The following is a 16613-nucleotide window of genomic DNA, read 5'->3' on the forward strand; positions in this document are numbered from 1 at the left end:
GATTGGTATGGACTCGCTGGTAATGTCGGAGACAAGTTCAGTCGTCGCAAATTTCGGATAGGATATGACAGGAAATAATCCACACGAACGCTATTTTTCGGCGGGTTTTTGCGTTCTCGTTATTTTAGCGACATTTGTACTAATCTATGTCGTCGGCGACCTGAACGGCCGTCAATCTGAACGGCGTCAACAAGAATCCTCCATTCATATCGAAACAGCAAAAGAGCAAGCGCGGCGAACTTGCGTCGGGATGAATCTTATTACTACGATAAAATGTGTTTCTGAAATCGTACAAGCGAGTGAAGATCACAAGTTAGATGAGCAAGATTTGGTCGCGCAGCAGCGTGCTGCATGGGGTACAATGCTTGGTAGTGGTGTGGCATTTCTTGCGTTACTGGCGACCATTATCGGACTTTACTATGTACGCGAGACATTGCGCGCAACCTTGCGAGCGGTGGAAGATACGAGTGAAGCAACCAAGGCGATGCATGCCGCAAATGAAATTGCGAAGGAAGCCAGCCGACCTTGGTTGAAAATGTTTACTCCTCAAGACGTTAGTTTATTATCGGTCACAGTCGAGACCATAGGAAAGCGTTGGGGCGGCGTCCATTTTAAGGTAGAAATAAAGAACTTCGGAAATGGACCAGCAATTGGCCCCCACCTTGACGCCGTTTTTTTTGACAAAAGAAATGGTTTTAACAGGATTGAAGTCCAAAAAAGGCTTCGTCACTTCGTCGAAACGACGGGCTTCGGCGCCGCTCCAGTATATCCCGGTGATACCGCGTTGTTGGGTGAGAATACAATTTTTATTAGAAATATTCAAGAAAATCCCATCCTTGAAATAAATGACATGGGATTGATGATCGGCGTGTGGTATGGTGAAGTTGGTAGCGAACGGTGGTTCCACATAACATCGGTTTATTTTTTAAAAATAGATGAAAATAGAAATATTTCTGACTCTCATCGCATTCCAATTACAGTAGAAAATGTTCAATATATGACTGAAGCCACTTAGTATCATGGGAGTACTGCAATTCAGTGAGAATTTTGCAATTCAAATACACGAAGATGAAAAATCTCTTTTATAACTAAGGAAGACACTATCCTCTTTGCCAAAGCGCCTTTTAAGAACTATCGGGGATAGATAGCCCGCTGCGGCTGAATAGGTATTTATAGGTGGCTATCACTATACCCCCCCCCCCCCCCGCAACGGGAGGGGTTTTTCGTTGGGGTCGCGCCGGCTGCAAGCCGGAGCCTGAGGCCGGTTACGCTCCCTTTATCATCATATCCGACTTTATCATCATATCCGAGCACCTTGCACTCGTCGGATAGAAGCCGCGCCATTCCGGTGATAACCTGTATGACATGAACCCATTTCGAGAACTCAGTCGATCTCTTTGGGCGGTCCAGCCCTGCTGGGTAAAGGTGCTGAGCATCATCGTTACCATCCCTGCATGGTTGGTAGTAGGCTACAACATCTTGTCTGATAATCCTGACGATCGTGTGGTTCGCATAGCGGGTGCCATTTTCATGGCCGCCTGCCTTCTCCAACTCACTTTCGTGGCGAAAGCTTACTGGCGGCATGACATCTGACGCACTTGAACGTCGGTTCTAGACTTGTCCGGCCTGAAAGCTGTCCGAGCGCTTTCCACCAATAACAACCGTTCCGCCCCGGCAGGACCTCCGATCCGCCAGCCATTCACTCGTGTGAACTTCGTGAATTTTGCGGGATCACGCCCGGCTCACCAGCAATTTATCGATCCGCCGCCCGTCGAGATCGACCACCTCGAACCGCCAGCCCTGCTCGACGAAGCTCTCGCCTTCCGCCGGCAGCCGGCGCAGCACGGCGAGCGCGAGGCCGGCGGCGGTGGCGTAGTCGCGGTCCTCCGGCAGGTCGATGCCGAGCCGCTCGGCCAGCAGGTCCGCCGCCATCGTACCCGCCACCAGCAGCGAACCATCGTCCCGCTCGACGATCGAGGGGCCATCGTCCTCGTCCGCATCCGATGCGAATTCGCCCGCGATCGCCGCGAGCAGGTTGGCGGGCGTCACGATCCCTTCGAAATGGCCGTATTCGTCGTGAATCAGCGCCATCGGCACCTCGGCGCGGCGCAGCGCGTCAAGCGCGTCCATCGCATCGATCTGGTCCACCACCACCGGCGCCTTGCGCGCCAGCTTGGCGAGATCGAGCGCCTCGCCCCGGAACAGCGCGGCGGCGATGTCGCGCGCCTGCACCACGCCGATCACCGCGTCGATCGAGCCTTCCGCCACCGGCAACCGGCTGTGCGAGGTTTCGAGCAGCGCGGCCCGGATCGCGGCATCGTCCAGCCCGACGTCGAGCCAGTCGACATCGGTGCGCGGCGTCATCACCTCGCGCACCGGGCGATCGGCCAGCCGCACCACGCCGGATATGATCGAGCGCTCATGCTCCTCGATCACGCCGGACTTGGAGGCTTCGGCGACGATCAGGTGCAGTTCCTCCGCCGTCACCTGGTCCTCGCTCTCGCGGTCGAGGCCGAGCAGGCGGAAGGCGAGCGCGCTGGTCGAATCGAGGAACCAGACGATCGGCTTGGTCGCCGTCGCCAGCCACGTCATCGGGACGGCCACCATCGCCGCGATCGGTTCCGGCGAGCGCAGCGCGATCTGTTTCGGCACCAGCTCACCGACGATCAGCGAGGCGAAGGTGGTGAGGCCGATCACCAAAGCGAAGCCGGCGCTCTCCGCCGCATTGTGGCCCAGCCCCCACGCCTCCAGCCGCGCGGCGGTGGGGTGGCCGAGGCTGGCGCCCGAATAGGCACCGGCGAGCACGCCGATCAGCGTGATGCCGATCTGAACGGTGGAAAGGAACTTGCCCGGATCCGCGGCGAGCACGATGGCCGCGCGCGCGCCGCGCTTGCCCGTGCGCGCCATCGCCTCCAGCCGCGCCTTGCGCGCGGAGACGATCGCCAGCTCGCTCATCGCGAAAACGCCATTGAGCGCCACCAGCGCGAGGATGATAAGGACGTCGAACCAGGGGAACGGCGGTAGCATGATCGCTTCATCTCTTGGCGGCAAAAGGCGCCGACGACAACCGCTCTCGTCATCGCCGGTTCATCACGAAGGCGGAACAAGTGGCCGCATGTGGGGGTTCTCCCGCCGGTCTGACCCAAGGGGAGCATAATGGATTTCCGTTCCAAGATCGCCGTCGGCACCGCGCTGGCGGCCCTGCTCGCGACGACCGCCGCCTGCACCACCGATCCCGAGACCGGGCAGCAGCGCATTTCCAGGACGGCGATCGGCGGCATTGGCGGTGCGCTGGGCGGCTATCTGCTCGGCGATCTGGTCGGCGGGCGGCACGACCGGACCGAGAAGATCGTCGGCGCCGGGTTGGGCGGAGTCGCCGGGGCGGCGATCGGCGCCTATATGGACAAGCAGGAGCGCGAGCTGCGCCAGCGCACCGCCGGCACCGACGTGCAGGTTGTGCGGCAGGGCGACGACCTGCTGCTCAACATCCCCTCGGGCGTGAACTTCGCCTATAACAGCGCGACGGTGGAGCCGCGCTTCCAGCAGACGCTGGACAACGTGGCCGGTGTGCTTTCCGATCCGCAGAACAACCGCACCTATATCGACGTGTACGGCCACACCGATTCGATCGGCAGCGACGCCTATAACCAGAACCTGTCGGAGCGGCGCGCGGCGGCGGTGGCGCTCTATCTCGAATCGCGCGGGGTGCTGGCGGCGCGGGTGGCGACGCGCGGCTTCGGCAAGACCCAGCCGATCGCCTCGAACGAAACCGAGGAAGGCCGCGCGCAGAACCGCCGGGTGGAGATCAAGATCGTGCCGATCGCGCAGAGCGATATCGGTTGATCCCAGCGTCCGCCGGAATGGCGGTTATCAGCCGACGTTATCCGCCAGCCGCTCGACCAGCGGATGCGCCAGCAGCGTGGCGTCCGCCGCGATCACACCAACTTCGCGCACGTGATCGAACTCGGCGAGCGGGCGCATCGCCACCCCCTCGCCGCCGAACGATTCCGGCGCGACCGTCACGCCCAGCCCCGCCGCGATCAGCGCGCGGGCGTGGTCGTCGCTGGTGGTGCGCGCGGGGAAGAACGGCCGCACGCCGCGCGCGGTGAAATGGCGGCTCGTCTCGCCGAGCAATTCGCAATGGCGTCGCACGATCATCGGCTCATCTACCAGTTCCTCCGCCAGCACCTCGCGCGCCGCGAGCGGATGCGCCGCCGGCAGCGCAAGCAGATATGGTTCGCTGAGGATCGGCCGCGCGGCGAAACGCGGGTTGCCGCGCAGGATCGTCAGCGCAGCGTCGATCCGCCCGCGCGCGAGCCGGTCGACCAGCTCGCGCTCGCGGCCCTCGACCAGCTCCACCTCGTCGGAATCGCGCGGCAAGGCGGCGACGAAATCCGCGATCCAGCGCGTCGGCATGCTGGTCAGCACCCCGAGCCGCAGCCGCCCCGCGATCCGCGCCGCGCTCGCCTCGCGCTCGGCCTGCGCGAACTCCGCCTCGATCCGCCGGGCGCGCGCGACGAGCCGCGCGCCGGCCTCGGTCAGCGCGACACGGCGGTTGGTGCGGGTGAACAGCGGCCGCCCGAGCGACGCCTCCAGCTTGGCGATCCCGGCGGAGAGCGTCGGCTGCGAGACGTTGCACGCGGCGGCGGCGCGCGAGAAATTGCCCTGATCTATCACCGCGAGGAAATAGCGCAGCAGATAGCGATCGATCATAGACGCCATCTATAATATGCCGCCGCGCCTTTCAATTTTCCTCGCGCGCCCGCGCCCGCTAAACAAGGGGCGGGTTCCAGCGGAGAGGAATGAGGGTGGACGACCTGCACGCACTCGGCGAGACCGCCGATATGATCCGCGAGACGACGCGGCGCTTCGCCAGCGACCGGATCGCCCCGATCGCCGCCGGGATCGACCGCGACGATTCCTTCCCGCGCCACCTGTGGCCGGAAATGGGCGCGCTCGGGCTGCACGGCATCACGGTGGAGGAGGAGTTCGGCGGGCTCGGCCTCGGCTATCTCGAGCATGTCGTCGCCTGCGAGGAGGTGAGCCGCGCCTCGGCCTCGATCGGCCTCAGCTATGGCGCGCACTCCAACCTGTGCGTCAACCAGATCCGCCGCTGGGGCAATCCGGAGCAGAAGGCGAAATACCTGCCGAAGCTCGTCTCCGGCGAGCATGTCGGCAGCCTCGCCATGTCGGAGGCGTCGGCGGGTTCGGACGTGGTGTCGATGAAGCTGCGCGCAGACAGGGTGGACGGCGGCTGGCGGCTCAACGGCACGAAATTCTGGATCACCAACGCCACCTATGCCGACACATTGGTCGTCTATGCCAAATCGACGCCAGACGCAGGATCGCGCGGCATCACCGCCTTCCTGATCGAGAAGGACTTCCCCGGTTTCTCGATCGGCCAGAAGATCGACAAGATGGGGATGCGCGGTTCGCCCACGGCGGAACTGGTGTTCGACGATTGCTTCGTGCCGGACGAAAACGTCATGGGGCCGGAGAATGGCGGCGTCGGCGTGCTGATGTCCGGCCTCGATTACGAGCGCGTCGTGCTCTCCGGCATCCAGCTCGGCATCATGCAGGCGTGCCTCGACGTGGTGTTGCCCTATGTCCGCGAGAGGAAGCAGTTCGGCAAGCCCATTGGCGCGTTCCAGCTCATGCAGGGCAAGGTGGCGGACATTTATGTCGCGCTCAATTCGGCACGTTCCTATGTCTATGCCGTGGCCAAGGCGTGCGACGCCGGGCGCACCACGCGCTTCGACGCGGCGGGCGCGATCCTGCTCGCCTCGGAAAGCGCGGTGAAGGTGGCGGGCGAGGCGATCCAGGCGCTCGGCGGCGCGGGCTATACGAAGGACTGGCCGGTCGAACGCTATTGGCGCGACGCCAAGCTGCTCGACATCGGCGCGGGGACCAACGAGATCCGCCGGATGCTGGTCGGCCGCGAACTGGTGGGCGCGGCGTGAGCGCGCCGGTCCTCGACACCAGGCTGTCGGCGGAGAGCGCCGATTTCCGCGCCAATGCCGAGCACAACCGCGCGCTCGCCGAGGCGTTGCGCGCCGATGTGGCGAAGGCGGCGCTAGGCGGCAACGAGAAGAGCCGCGAGCGCCACACATCGCGCGGCAAGCTCCTGCCGCGCGATCGCGTCGAGCGGCTGCTCGATCCCGGCTCGCCATTCCTTGAGATCGGCCAGCTCGCCGCCTTCGACCTCTACGAAGGCGAGGTGCCGGGCGCGGGGATGATCGCCGGGATCGGCCGCGTCTCCGGCCGCCAGTGCATGATCGTATGCAACGACGCGACGGTGAAGGGCGGCACCTATTACCCGCTAACCGTCAAGAAGCACCTGCGCGCGCAGGAGATCGCCGAGCAGAACCGGCTGCCTTGCATCTACCTTGTCGATTCCGGCGGCGCGAACCTGCCGCATCAGGCCGAGGTGTTCCCCGATCGCGAGCATTTCGGCCGCATCTTCTTCAATCAGGCGAACATGTCCGCCAGGGGCATTCCGCAGATCGCCTGCGTGATGGGAAGCTGCACGGCGGGCGGTGCCTACGTCCCCGCCATGTCGGACGAGACGGTGATCGTGCGCAACCAGGGCACGATCTTCCTCGCCGGGCCGCCTTTGGTGAAGGCGGCGACGGGCGAGGAAATCTCCGCCGAGGAGCTTGGCGGCGCGGAAACGCACGGCCGCAAGTCCGGCGTGGTCGATCATGTCGCGGAGAATGACGAGCATGCACTGACGATCGTGCGCGATATCGTCTCCACCCTCCAGCCGGAGACGCCCGCCGCGATCAACCTGCGCGACCCGCGCCCGCCGAAATTCGCCGCCGACGATCTCTACGGCATCGTGCCCCAGGACGTGCGCGCGCCCTATGACGTGCATGAGGTGATCGCGCGGCTGGTCGACGGCAGCGAATTCCACGAGTTCAAATCGCTCTACGGCACCAGCCTCGTCTGCGGCTTCGCGCATATCTGGGGGATGCCGGTCGCGATCCTCGCCAACAACGGCGTGCTGTTCAGCGAGAGCGCGGTGAAGGGCGCGCATTTCATCGAGCTGGCGTGCCAGCGGCGCATCCCCTTGCTCTTCCTCCAGAACATCTCCGGTTTCATGGTCGGCGGGAAATATGAGGCAGAGGGGATCGCCAAGCATGGCGCGAAGCTCGTCACCGCCGTCGCCACCGCGACCGTGCCGAAGATCACCGTGCTGATCGGCGGCAGCTTCGGCGCGGGCAATTACGGCATGTGCGGGCGCGCCTATTCCCCGCGCTTCCTGTTCACCTGGCCCAACAGCCGGATCAGCGTGATGGGCGGCGAGCAGGCCGCGAGCGTGCTCGCCACCGTCCACCGCGACGCCGCGAAATGGACGCCGGAGGAAGCGGAAGCGTTCAAGCAGCCGATCCGCGACGATTACGAAGCGCAGGGCAATCCGTGGCACGCCACCGCGCGATTGTGGGACGACGGGATCATCGACCCCGCGCAGACCCGCGACGTGCTGGGCCTCGCCTTCGCCGCGACGCTCAACGCCCCGATCCCCGAAACCCCGCGCTTCGGCGTGTTCCGCATGTGATGGGAGAGGCCATGATTGCCCCGCTGCTCGCCCTGCTGCTGCAAGTCACCCCCGTCGCCCCGATCGTGAAGGGCACCGCGCTGCCCCCGCCGGGCGAGGAACGGGGCGTGCTGGCCGTCGCCAACAGCCTGTTCGACGCGCTCACCGCGCGCGACAAGGCGAAGGCGCTCGCCCTCTTCCGCCCGGACGGAGCGGCGCAGGCGGTGGTGGAGAAGGCCGACGGCTCGCGCGTCTATCGCCACATGACATGGCCCGAGTTCGTCGGCGGCATACCGGACAGCGGCCCGCGCTTCGTCGAGCGGCTGACCAACCCGGCGGTCGAGATCGACGGCGATATCGCGATGATCTGGAGCGATTACGTCGCCACGATCGACGGGAAGGTCGCTCATTGCGGCGTCAACCATTTCGATCTCGTGCGCGAGGGCGGGCAATGGAAGATCCTCAACATCACATGGACCCAGCGCACCACGGGATGCCCCGCCGCATGATCCGCTCCCTTCTGATCGCCAATCGCGGCGAGATCGCCTGCCGCATCATTCGCACCGCGCGCGCGATGGGCTTGCGCACGGTGGCGGTCTATTCCGACGCCGACGCGAACGCGCTGCATGTGCGGCAGGCGGACGAGGCGGTGCATATCGGCCCCTCGCCCGCGCGCGAAAGCTATCTGGTCGGCGAGCGGATCATCGCGGCGGCGAAGGCCAGCGGGGCGGAGGCGATCCACCCCGGCTACGGCTTCCTCTCGGAAAACGCCGATTTCGCCCAGAGCGTGATCGACGCCGGGCTGGTGTGGGTCGGCCCCAAGCCCGCCAGCATCCGCGCGATGGGCCTGAAGGACGCCGCCAAGAAGCTGATGCAGGAAGCGGGCGTCCCCACCACGCCCGGCTATCTCGGCGAGGACCAGTCGCCCGAGCGGCTCAGGCGCGAGGCGGACGCGATCGGCTATCCCGTGCTCATCAAGGCGGTCGCGGGCGGCGGCGGCAAGGGGATGCGCCGTGTCGATGCGGCGGAGGATTTCGCCGACGCGCTCCTCTCCTGCCAGCGCGAGGCGGCATCCTCGTTCGGCGACGATCGCGTGCTGCTGGAGAAATACATCCTCTCGCCGCGCCATATCGAGGTGCAGGTGTTCGGCGACGCGCATGGCAACGTCGTCCACCTGTTCGAGCGCGATTGCTCGCTCCAGCGCCGCCACCAGAAGGTGATCGAGGAGGCCCCCGCCCCCGGCATGGACGAAGCCACCCGCGCGGCGATCTGCGCCGCCGCGGTGAAGGCGGCGCGCGCGGTGGATTATGTCGGCGCGGGCACGATCGAGTTCATCGCCGACGCGAGCGCGGGTCTCAACGCCGACCGCATCTGGTTCATGGAGATGAACACCCGCCTCCAGGTCGAGCATCCGGTGACGGAGGAGATCACCGGCGTCGATCTGGTCGAATGGCAGCTCCGCGTCGCCAGCGGCGAGCCGCTGCCGAAACGGCAGGAGGAGCTTTCGATCAACGGCTGGGCGATCGAGGCGCGGCTCTATGCGGAGGACCCGGCGAAGGGGTTTTTGCCCTCCACCGGGCGGCTGGAGATTTTCCGCGAACATGCAGATGTTCGACTGGAAACCGGCGTATATGAGGGCGCGGAAATCACTGGATTCTACGATCCGATGATCGCCAAGCTCATCACGCATCAGGCGACGCGAATTGAAGCATGCGAGTCGCTTGCACAGGCCTGCGCAGCAACCGACATCTTCCCGGTAAAAACCAACGCACCCTTCCTGTGGCGTGCATTGGACGATGAAGATTTCCGCGCCGGCCGAATCGACACCGGGTTCATCGCAGCCAAGGGCGATTCCTTGCTCCCTCCGGCGGACCCCACTGACGACATGTTAAAGCAGGCCGCGGCCGCATTGCTTGTGCAGGAATATTACGGCGAGCCGACCACCCTATCGTTCTGGGACCATGATCTGCTGGCCGCGCCACAACCCGATCCGTGGCGCGCGGAGATCGGATTCCGCATGAACGCCGCGCCAAGCCTGCACACGGCAGTAAACGTCGATGGCCGGACCCATTTGGTGCAATTGCCGATCGATTGGCGGCGGGCACCCGTGGTGGCGGAACCTGTCGGGGACGGTATCGCAGTCAATGATGATGGCCTCTCATTCCTTGCCGCTCCGCCACGCACATCCGGTGCGGCATCCGGCGCAACAGCCGACGGCGCGATCCTCTCCCCCATGCCGGGGCGCGTGATCGCGGTGGAGGTCGCGGCGGGCGACAGCGTTTCCAAGGGCCAGAAACTGCTCACGCTCGAAGCGATGAAGATGGAGCATTCGCTCGTCGCCCCCTTCGACGGCATCGTGGCGGAACTGAATGCCGCCACGGGCGGTCAGGTGAGCGAGGGCGCGCTGCTCGCGCGGATCGAGCGGGCGGAGGGGTGAGCGGCCTCGTCTTCCGCGCCGCCGCCGCAGCGGACCTGCCCGCGATCATCGCGATGCTGGCGGACGACGTGAACGGCGCGCGGCGCGAGGATGCCTCGCTGCCGCTCGATCCCGGCTATCTCGCGGCGTTCGAGGCGATCGCGCGCGACCCGAATCAGGAGCTGATCGTCGCCGATCTCGATGGGAAGGTCGTCGGCACGCTCCAGCTCAGCTACCTCCCCGGCCTGTCGTTCAGGGGCGCGTGGCGCGGGCAGATCGAGGCGGTGCGCATCGCCAGCGACCTGCGCGGGCAGGGCCTCGGCGCGCGGCTGGTCGACTGGGCGGTCGAGCGCTGCCGGGCGCGCGGATGCCGCATGGTGCAGCTCACCTCGAAGCTCACCCGCATCGATGCGCATCGCTTCTACGAACGGCTCGGCTGGGAGAAGTCGCACGCCGGGTTCAAGCTGCATTTCGACGGAGGACGATGATGGCCGGGCGCTGGTTCGACGAATGGCAGATTGGCGACCGGATCGAACATGAGATCCGCCGCACCGTGACCGAGACGGACAACCTCCTGTTCTCCACCATGACGCACAATCCACAGCCCTTGCACCTCGATCTGGAGGCGGCGAAGGCGAGCGAGTTCGGGCAGATCCTCGTCAACGGCACCTTCACCTTCGCGCTGATGGTGGGGCTGTCGGTCGGCGACACGACGCTGGGGACGCTGGTGGCGAACCTCGGCTACGACAAGCTCGTCATGCCGAAGCCCGTGTTCATCGGCGACACGACGCGCGCGACCAGCGAGGTGACCGGTTTGCGCGAGAGCAGGTCGCGGCCCGACGCGGGGATCGTCACCTTCACCCACCAGCTCATCAACCAGCGCGGCGAGGTGGTGTGCCAGTGCGAGCGGTCGGCGCTGCTGAAGCGGCGGGCGGCCTAACGCCGCGCCGCGAAGAAATCCCTCAGTAACTCCCCCGCTTCCCCCTCGCCGATGCCGGAGAACACCTCCGGCCGATGGTGGCAGGTCGGCTGGGTGAAGAAGCGCGGACCATGCTCCACGGCGCCCCCCTTCGGGTCCGGGGCGCCGTAATAGAGCCGCGCGATGCGGGCGTGGGCGATCGCGCCGGCGCACATCGCGCACGGCTCCAGCGTCACCCACAGGTCGCAATCCTCCAGCCGATCGCGGCCCAGCGCCTCGGCCGCCGCGCGAATCGCCAGCATCTCGGCGTGGGCGGTCGGGTCACGGAGCCGGCGCGGCGCGTTGGCGGCCGTCGCGATCATCTCACCGTCGCGAATCACCACCGCGCCCACCGGCACCTCGCCGTCGCGCGCGGCGGCGGCGGCGGCGTCGAGCGCGGCGCGCATCGGACCTGGGAGCGGAAACATCCCCGCCCGCCTACAGCCCGGCGCGAAGCGAGGCCAGCCTATTGCGGGGCGGCGGAATTATCCGCGGGCTTCTGCACCGTCACATGAGGCACGTCGATCGTCTTCTTCTCCGTACCGACATCGATTCGGCCCACATCCGCACGGAATTTCGGCGCCTGCCCGCCTTCCAGATGCGGAAGCTGCGCGGTGCGCGTCTGGTCGATGTTGATGAAACCGGTCATGATCCCCGCCAGCGCGACCAGCGCGGCAATGCCAAGCAGCACGAGGATGACGCGCATGGACTTGCTCTCCCGTATCGATTCGCCGATGGAACAACGCAAGGGCGGGGTGGGAAGTTTCACACCATCGGGTTGACGAAATCCCGCCTTCGGGCTAGGGGCGCGCTCTTTCCGGGCAACCGAAATTCAGGATTAGATCATGTCGCGCATCTGCGAGCTGACCGGCAAGGGCCGGCAGGTGGGGAACAACGTTTCCCACGCCAACAACAAGACCAAGCGCACGTTCCTGCCGAACCTGCAGAACGTCACGCTGATCTCAGACTCGCTGGAGAAGAGCGTGCGCCTGCGCGTCTCGACCCACGGGCTGCGTTCGGTCGAGCATAACGGCGGCCTCGACAACTGGCTGGTCAAGACTAGCGACGAGAAGCTGTCGCTGCGCGCCCGCCGCCTGAAGCGCGAGATCGTCAAGAAGCGCGCCGCCGTCGCGGCGTAACGCTTTCCGGCGAATCGGTGCCGAATCGAGCGGCCCGCTCTCCCGATGGAGGGCGGGCCGCTCGACGTTTGCCGCGCTCAGCGCAGCCAGAATTTCATGAGATAGCTGCGCCGCAGCAGCATCTGGTCGTTGTCGGTGGTCAGCCACAGCATCGTCGCGCCATTCTCGTGCGTGACGGCCAGCCCCTCGCAATTCTCGCTGACGAGCGGCGGCCCGAGCGTCGCGATCTCCCGCCCCGCCACCGTCGCGCCGGCGCGAATCGCCGCGCGGGGCACCACCACCAGCTTGGCGGAGAAGCGCAGCCAGCCGAGATGCCGGCGGTTGAGCACGATCAGGTCGCCCGAGGGCAGCGCCGCCGCGTCGCTGGGATCGTAACCGGCGGGCGGGCGATAGGCAAAGCGGACGACGCGCGTCGCCGCCTCCGCCGGATCGCCGGAGAACAGCAGCGCCGGGCGCAGCGGCCCGGCCTTGCGCCCGCGCTCGGCTATCACCACGAAACGTCCGTCGGGCAGGCGCGCGAGCGATTCGGGGCCGCTGTTGCCCCACCAGTCCGCCATCTCGCCCGGCGCGCGCTGCGCCTCGCCGCGCCGCAGCGATGGGTCGTAGCGCCAGATCGCATTGGCGCGCTCGAAACCGACCCACGCCCGCCCGCTCGCCGGATCGATCGCAAGCGATTCGCTGTCGCGATCCTCCTTGGTCCAGCCCCGCCCCGGCCCGGCGCCGAGCGCGCCCGTCTCGCTCGACACGACGCGCCCGCCGGCGATGCGCAGCCGCAGCCAGTTGCCCGCGTCGCTCAGCAGCGTGGCGCGCCCGTCCGTCAGCGCCAGCGCGGAAAAGCCGCCGAAGCCCGGCGCGGCGCTGTCGATCGTCACCACCGCGACCGGTTCCAGCCGCCCGATCCGCGCCGGCCAGCCGCCGTCGGGAACATAGCGATCGAGACGCACCACCGCGCCCGGCGCCAGCCGCACCAGCGGATCGATCCCGGCGAACCCGGGAACCAGCAACAGCGCGGCGGCGACGGAGAGCAATAGCGGATGGCGCATTCCTCCCGATAGCCGCGCGAACCCTGAACGGTCGATAACGGGCGCATTCAGGATCGGTTCGCGACGAATCGGGCAAACCGTCTCTCGTCGGAAGTGGAACCCCGCCTTCGACCGGAATTCGACGGGAGACGAAGATGTTCAAGAACCTTTCCCTGGCCGCCGTTGCCTTGTCCATCGGCGCGGCCGCGGTCGCCCCCACCGCCGCCGAGGCCCAGCGCTATTACGGCAACGGCTACAACAATGGCGGTTATTACGATCGCGGCTATTACGATCGCGGTTCCAACTATGATCGCGGTTACAACGCGCGCCGCTACGACAACCGCTATTATTACCGTGACCGGCGTTGCTCGAACGGCGGCACCGGCACGGTGATCGGCGCGATTGCCGGCGGGCTGCTCGGCCGCACGGTGGACACGCGCGGCGATCGGCTGGGCGGCACGCTGATCGGCGGCGTCGCCGGCGCGCTGGCGGGCCGGGCGATCGATAAGTCGGGCAACCCCGGTTACTGCCGCTGAGCGGCCACGGCTTTCCTCCTGTAGCGTAGCGAGGCTTCCCTCCGGTAGCGTAGCGAGGGCGCGGGCCCGTCTCCCCCCGGAGGCGGGCCCGTTGTCGTTTCCGGCGCGGCGCGTTATATCCCGCCGCATGAGCCGTGCGCCGCGATCTTCGCAGACTAGCACCACCCCCGGATTTCCGGGGGGCCTGTCGCGCGTCGGCTGACCCGCGATCAGGCGCCTTCCCGGAAACGGGGAGGACAAGCCGCCCGGCCTCCCCGTTTCCCGCCGCTTTCCCACGGGCGCCCCGATGTGCATAAGCGCGCCGGAACGACAGGACACGCCTTTACATGAACGACATGATCTCGATCTCGCTGCCCGACGGCTCGGTGCGCGCGATGCCGCTCGGCACCACGCCGGCGGACGTCGCCGCCGCGATCGGGCCGGGGCTGGCGAAGGCGGCGCTCGCCGCGCGGGTCGACGGCGAGCTGCGCGACCTCAACCGCCCGATCGAGCATGACGCCCGCCTCGCGCTCGTCACCGCGCGCGACGAGGCGGATGCGCTGGAGCTGGCGCGCCACGATTACGCGCATGTGCTGGCCGAGGCGGTGCAGGAACTGTTCCCCGGCACGCAGATCACCTTCGGCCCGGCGACGGACGACGGCTTCTATTACGACTTCGCGCCCAGGGACCGCCCCTTCACCGAGGAGGACCTGCCCGCGATCGAGGAGCGGATGCGCGCGATCATCCGCGCCGACAAGCCGCTGCGCCGCGAGGCATGGACGCGCGAGCAGCTCATCAGCCGCTGGAAGCAGCAGGGGGAGACGTTCAAGGCGGAATGGGCCGCCGAGCTGCCCGGCGACGAGGAGCTGACGGTCTATTGGTCCGGTGACGACTGGCTGGACATGTGCCGTGGGCCGCATCTGCCCTCGACGGGCAAGCTCGACCCGCAGGCGTTCAAGCTGACGCGGGTGTCGGGCGCCTACTGGCGCGGCGACCAGAACAACGCGATGCTCAGCCGCATCTACGGCACCGGCTGGCTCAACAAGAAGCAGCTCGACCGGCATCTGTTCCGGCTGGAGGAGGCCGCGAAGCGCGATCACCGCAAGCTCGGGCAGGAGATGGACCTGTTCCACCTCCAGGCCGAGGCGCACGGCAGCGTCTTCTGGCACCCCAAGGGCTATATCATCTGGCGTGAGCTGGAGGCGTACATGCGCCGGGCGATCGACGGCGCGGGCTATCGCGAGGTGAAGACGCCGCAGGTGATGGACGCGCGCCAGTGGGAGGCGTCCGGCCATTGGGGCAAATATCGCGAGAACATGTTCGTCATCCCCGACGAAGTGCCGAACACCGAGGACGAAGGCCCGATCGTCTCGGACAAGGCCGAATGGATGGCGCTCAAGCCGATGAACTGCCCGGCGCACGTCCTGATCTTCCGCCAGGGGATCAAATCGTACCGCGACCTGCCCCTGCGCCTCTACGAGAACGGCTGCTGCCACCGCAACGAGCCGCACGGCGCGCTACACGGGCTGATGCGCGTGCGCCAGTTCACGCAGGACGACGCGCACATCTTCTGCCGCGAGGATCAGATCGTCGACGAGGTGCAGGCGTTCTGCAACCTCGCCGACCGCATCTACAAGGATTTCGGCTTCCCCTATTCGATCAAGCTCGCGTTGCGCCCGGAGAAGCGCTTCGGCAGCGACGAGATGTGGGACATGGCGGAGAACGAGCTACGCGACGCGGTCGCCGCCGCCGGGCTCAACACGCCCGAATATGGCTGGGAGGAAATGCCCGGCGAGGGCGCCTTCTACGCGCCGAAGCTCGAATGGCATCTGACCGACGCGATCGGGCGGACGTGGCAGGTCGGCACGATCCAGTCGGACCGCGTGCTGCCCGAGCGGCTCGACGCGAGCTACATCGCCGAGGACGGCCAGCGCCACCGCCCGGTGATGCTGCATCGCGCGATCTTCGGTTCCTATGAACGCTTCATCGGCATCCTCGTCGAGCATTTCGCCGGCAAGCTGCCGCTGTGGCTCGCGCCGGTGCAGGCGGTGGTGGCGACGATCGTCTCCGACGCCGATGATTATGCCGTGCAGGTCGCCGCCGAGCTGCGCAAGGCCGGGCTGCGCGTCGAGACCGATCTGCGCAACGAGAAGATCAACTACAAGGTGCGCGAGCACAGCCTGGCGAAAGTGCCCAACCTGCTGGTGGTCGGCAAGCGCGAGGCGGATGAGGGCACCGTCGCGCTGCGTCCGCTGGGCGAGGGCGCGAAGCAGGAGGTGCTGACGCTCGCGGCGGCGATCGAGCGGCTGCAACGCGAGGCGACCGCGCCCGATCTCGCCTGACATTTCGTGTCCGTCGTGACACAGCCGCCGCTCGTCTTGGGCGGCGGCAGTTTCACATCTTCCGGTTTGCGCCGGGAAGCCCTATATCGCGCGCGATGAATCAGCAGGAGAAGCACCTATCCGTCCGCCCATGATGCGCCGTCCGATGCAGGCGCCGCCGATGAATGGCCCCCGTTTCAACGAGTGGATTCAAAGCCCCAAGGTCCGCGTGATCGACCATGAGGGCGAGAATCTCGGCGTGATGTACACGCGCGAGGCGATGGAACAGGCTCGTGAGGTAGGCCTCGACCTGGTCGAGGTGTCGCCCAACGCCGATCCGCCCGTGGCCAAGTTCCTCGATGTCGGCAAGTACAAGTACGAGGCGCAGAAGAAGGCCAACGCCGCCCGCAAGTCGCAGAAGACGCAGGAGATCAAGGAGATCAAGATGCGTCCGAACATCGACGACCATGATTACGACACCAAGATGAAGAAGGTGGTCGAATTCATCGGCGAAGGCGACAAGGTGAAGGTGACCATGCGCTTCCGCGGTCGCGAGCTTTCGCATGGCCAGCTCGGCATGGCGGTGCTCCAGCGCGTCGCCGAGCAGGTGGCGGAAGTCGCGAAGGTCGAGGCCTATCCGCGCATGGAAGGCCGCCAGATGCTGATGGTGCTCGCCCCCAAGTGAGCGACGAACGCCCCTTCCCG

At 66.1% G+C, this 16613-nt stretch carries 17 protein-coding genes; 12 read left to right on the top strand and 5 right to left on the bottom strand.

All coding sequences use genetic code 11. From position 1 onward, the window contains the following. Positions 1–64: 64 nt before the first annotated feature. Positions 65–1015, top strand: a complete 951-nt coding sequence (locus tag F9288_RS02855) for a hypothetical protein (protein WP_174835172.1) — start codon at positions 65–67, stop codon at positions 1013–1015. Between the two features lie 716 nt (positions 1016–1731). On the opposite strand, the gene F9288_RS02860 is transcribed toward F9288_RS02855, so the two are convergent. Beyond that, a complete protein-coding gene (locus tag F9288_RS02860; protein ID WP_174835173.1) occupies positions 1732–3027 on the bottom strand; it encodes a hemolysin family protein in 1296 nt (431 codons plus the stop codon). Positions 3028–3156: 129 nt separating this feature from the next. Here F9288_RS02860 and F9288_RS02865 point away from each other — a divergent pair, with 129 nt between their 5' ends. Continuing rightward, positions 3157–3843, top strand: a complete 687-nt coding sequence (locus F9288_RS02865; protein WP_174835174.1) for an OmpA family protein — start codon at positions 3157–3159, stop codon at positions 3841–3843. 27 nt (positions 3844–3870) lie between these two features. Here the strand turns inward: F9288_RS02865 and F9288_RS02870 are convergent, their stop codons facing one another. After that, entirely contained in the window at positions 3871–4713 is an 843-nt protein-coding gene (locus F9288_RS02870; RefSeq protein ID WP_174835175.1) for a LysR family transcriptional regulator, read from the bottom strand. Positions 4714–4844: 131 nt separating this feature from the next. Between F9288_RS02870 and F9288_RS02875 the strand changes: the two genes are divergently transcribed. From F9288_RS02875 to F9288_RS02900, 6 genes are read left to right on the top strand one after another with little or no spacing between them, the layout of a single operon-like run. Continuing rightward, positions 4845–5960 (top strand): isovaleryl-CoA dehydrogenase, encoded by a 1116-nt coding sequence (locus F9288_RS02875; protein WP_254621174.1) that lies wholly within the window; start codon positions 4845–4847, stop codon positions 5958–5960. After that, complete coding sequence (locus F9288_RS02880) at positions 5957–7558, top strand: carboxyl transferase domain-containing protein (RefSeq protein ID WP_174835177.1); 1602 nt, start codon at positions 5957–5959, stop codon at positions 7556–7558. Before F9288_RS02875 ends, F9288_RS02880 begins: the two co-directional genes overlap by 4 nt. Positions 7559–7569: 11 nt before the next feature. Beyond that, positions 7570–8046, top strand: a complete 477-nt coding sequence (locus tag F9288_RS02885; RefSeq protein WP_254621049.1) for a nuclear transport factor 2 family protein — start codon at positions 7570–7572, stop codon at positions 8044–8046. Further along, positions 8043–9974 (top strand): acetyl/propionyl/methylcrotonyl-CoA carboxylase subunit alpha, encoded by a 1932-nt coding sequence (locus tag F9288_RS02890; protein ID WP_174835179.1) that lies wholly within the window; start codon positions 8043–8045, stop codon positions 9972–9974. The genes F9288_RS02885 and F9288_RS02890 overlap by 4 nt, the downstream gene beginning before the upstream one ends. Further along, positions 9971–10441 (top strand): GNAT family N-acetyltransferase, encoded by a 471-nt coding sequence (locus tag F9288_RS02895; protein WP_254621050.1) that lies wholly within the window; start codon positions 9971–9973, stop codon positions 10439–10441. The genes F9288_RS02890 and F9288_RS02895 overlap by 4 nt, the downstream gene beginning before the upstream one ends. Continuing rightward, positions 10441–10893 (top strand): MaoC family dehydratase, encoded by a 453-nt coding sequence (locus tag F9288_RS02900; RefSeq protein ID WP_174838797.1) that lies wholly within the window; start codon positions 10441–10443, stop codon positions 10891–10893. The genes F9288_RS02895 and F9288_RS02900 overlap by 1 nt, the downstream gene beginning before the upstream one ends. Here the strand turns inward: F9288_RS02900 and F9288_RS02905 are convergent. Further along, positions 10890–11318, bottom strand: a complete 429-nt coding sequence (locus F9288_RS02905; RefSeq protein WP_174838799.1) for a nucleoside deaminase — start codon at positions 11316–11318, stop codon at positions 10890–10892. The genes F9288_RS02900 and F9288_RS02905 overlap by 4 nt on opposite strands. 59 nt (positions 11319–11377) lie before the next feature. Then, positions 11378–11617, bottom strand: a complete 240-nt coding sequence (locus tag F9288_RS02910) for a hypothetical protein (protein WP_174835180.1) — start codon at positions 11615–11617, stop codon at positions 11378–11380. Positions 11618–11756: 139 nt separating this feature from the next. Here F9288_RS02910 and rpmB point away from each other — a divergent pair, with 139 nt between their 5' ends. Continuing rightward, positions 11757–12050, top strand: a complete 294-nt coding sequence (rpmB, locus tag F9288_RS02915; RefSeq protein WP_174835181.1) for a 50S ribosomal protein L28 — start codon at positions 11757–11759, stop codon at positions 12048–12050. Between the two features lie 77 nt (positions 12051–12127). On the opposite strand, the gene F9288_RS02920 is transcribed toward rpmB, so the two are convergent. Continuing rightward, positions 12128–13093, bottom strand: a complete 966-nt coding sequence (locus F9288_RS02920; RefSeq protein WP_174835182.1) for an esterase-like activity of phytase family protein — start codon at positions 13091–13093, stop codon at positions 12128–12130. 134 nt (positions 13094–13227) lie between these two features. Between F9288_RS02920 and F9288_RS02925 the strand changes: the two genes are divergently transcribed. From F9288_RS02925 to infC, 3 genes are all read left to right on the top strand, one after another. After that, complete coding sequence (locus F9288_RS02925; protein WP_174835183.1) at positions 13228–13608, top strand: glycine zipper 2TM domain-containing protein; 381 nt, start codon at positions 13228–13230, stop codon at positions 13606–13608. Between the two features lie 326 nt (positions 13609–13934). Next, positions 13935–15929, top strand: coding sequence for a threonine--tRNA ligase (thrS, locus tag F9288_RS02930; protein WP_174835184.1), 1995 nt, complete (start codon positions 13935–13937; stop codon positions 15927–15929). A 130-nt stretch (positions 15930–16059) separates the two neighbouring features. Then, positions 16060–16593, top strand: a complete 534-nt coding sequence (gene infC / locus F9288_RS02935; protein WP_174835185.1) for a translation initiation factor IF-3 — start codon at positions 16060–16062, stop codon at positions 16591–16593. The last annotated feature ends 20 nt before the right edge of the window (positions 16594–16613 follow it).

Source organism: Sphingomonas sp. CL5.1 (assembly GCF_013344685.1).
GTDB lineage: Bacteria > Pseudomonadota > Alphaproteobacteria > Sphingomonadales > Sphingomonadaceae > Sphingomonas.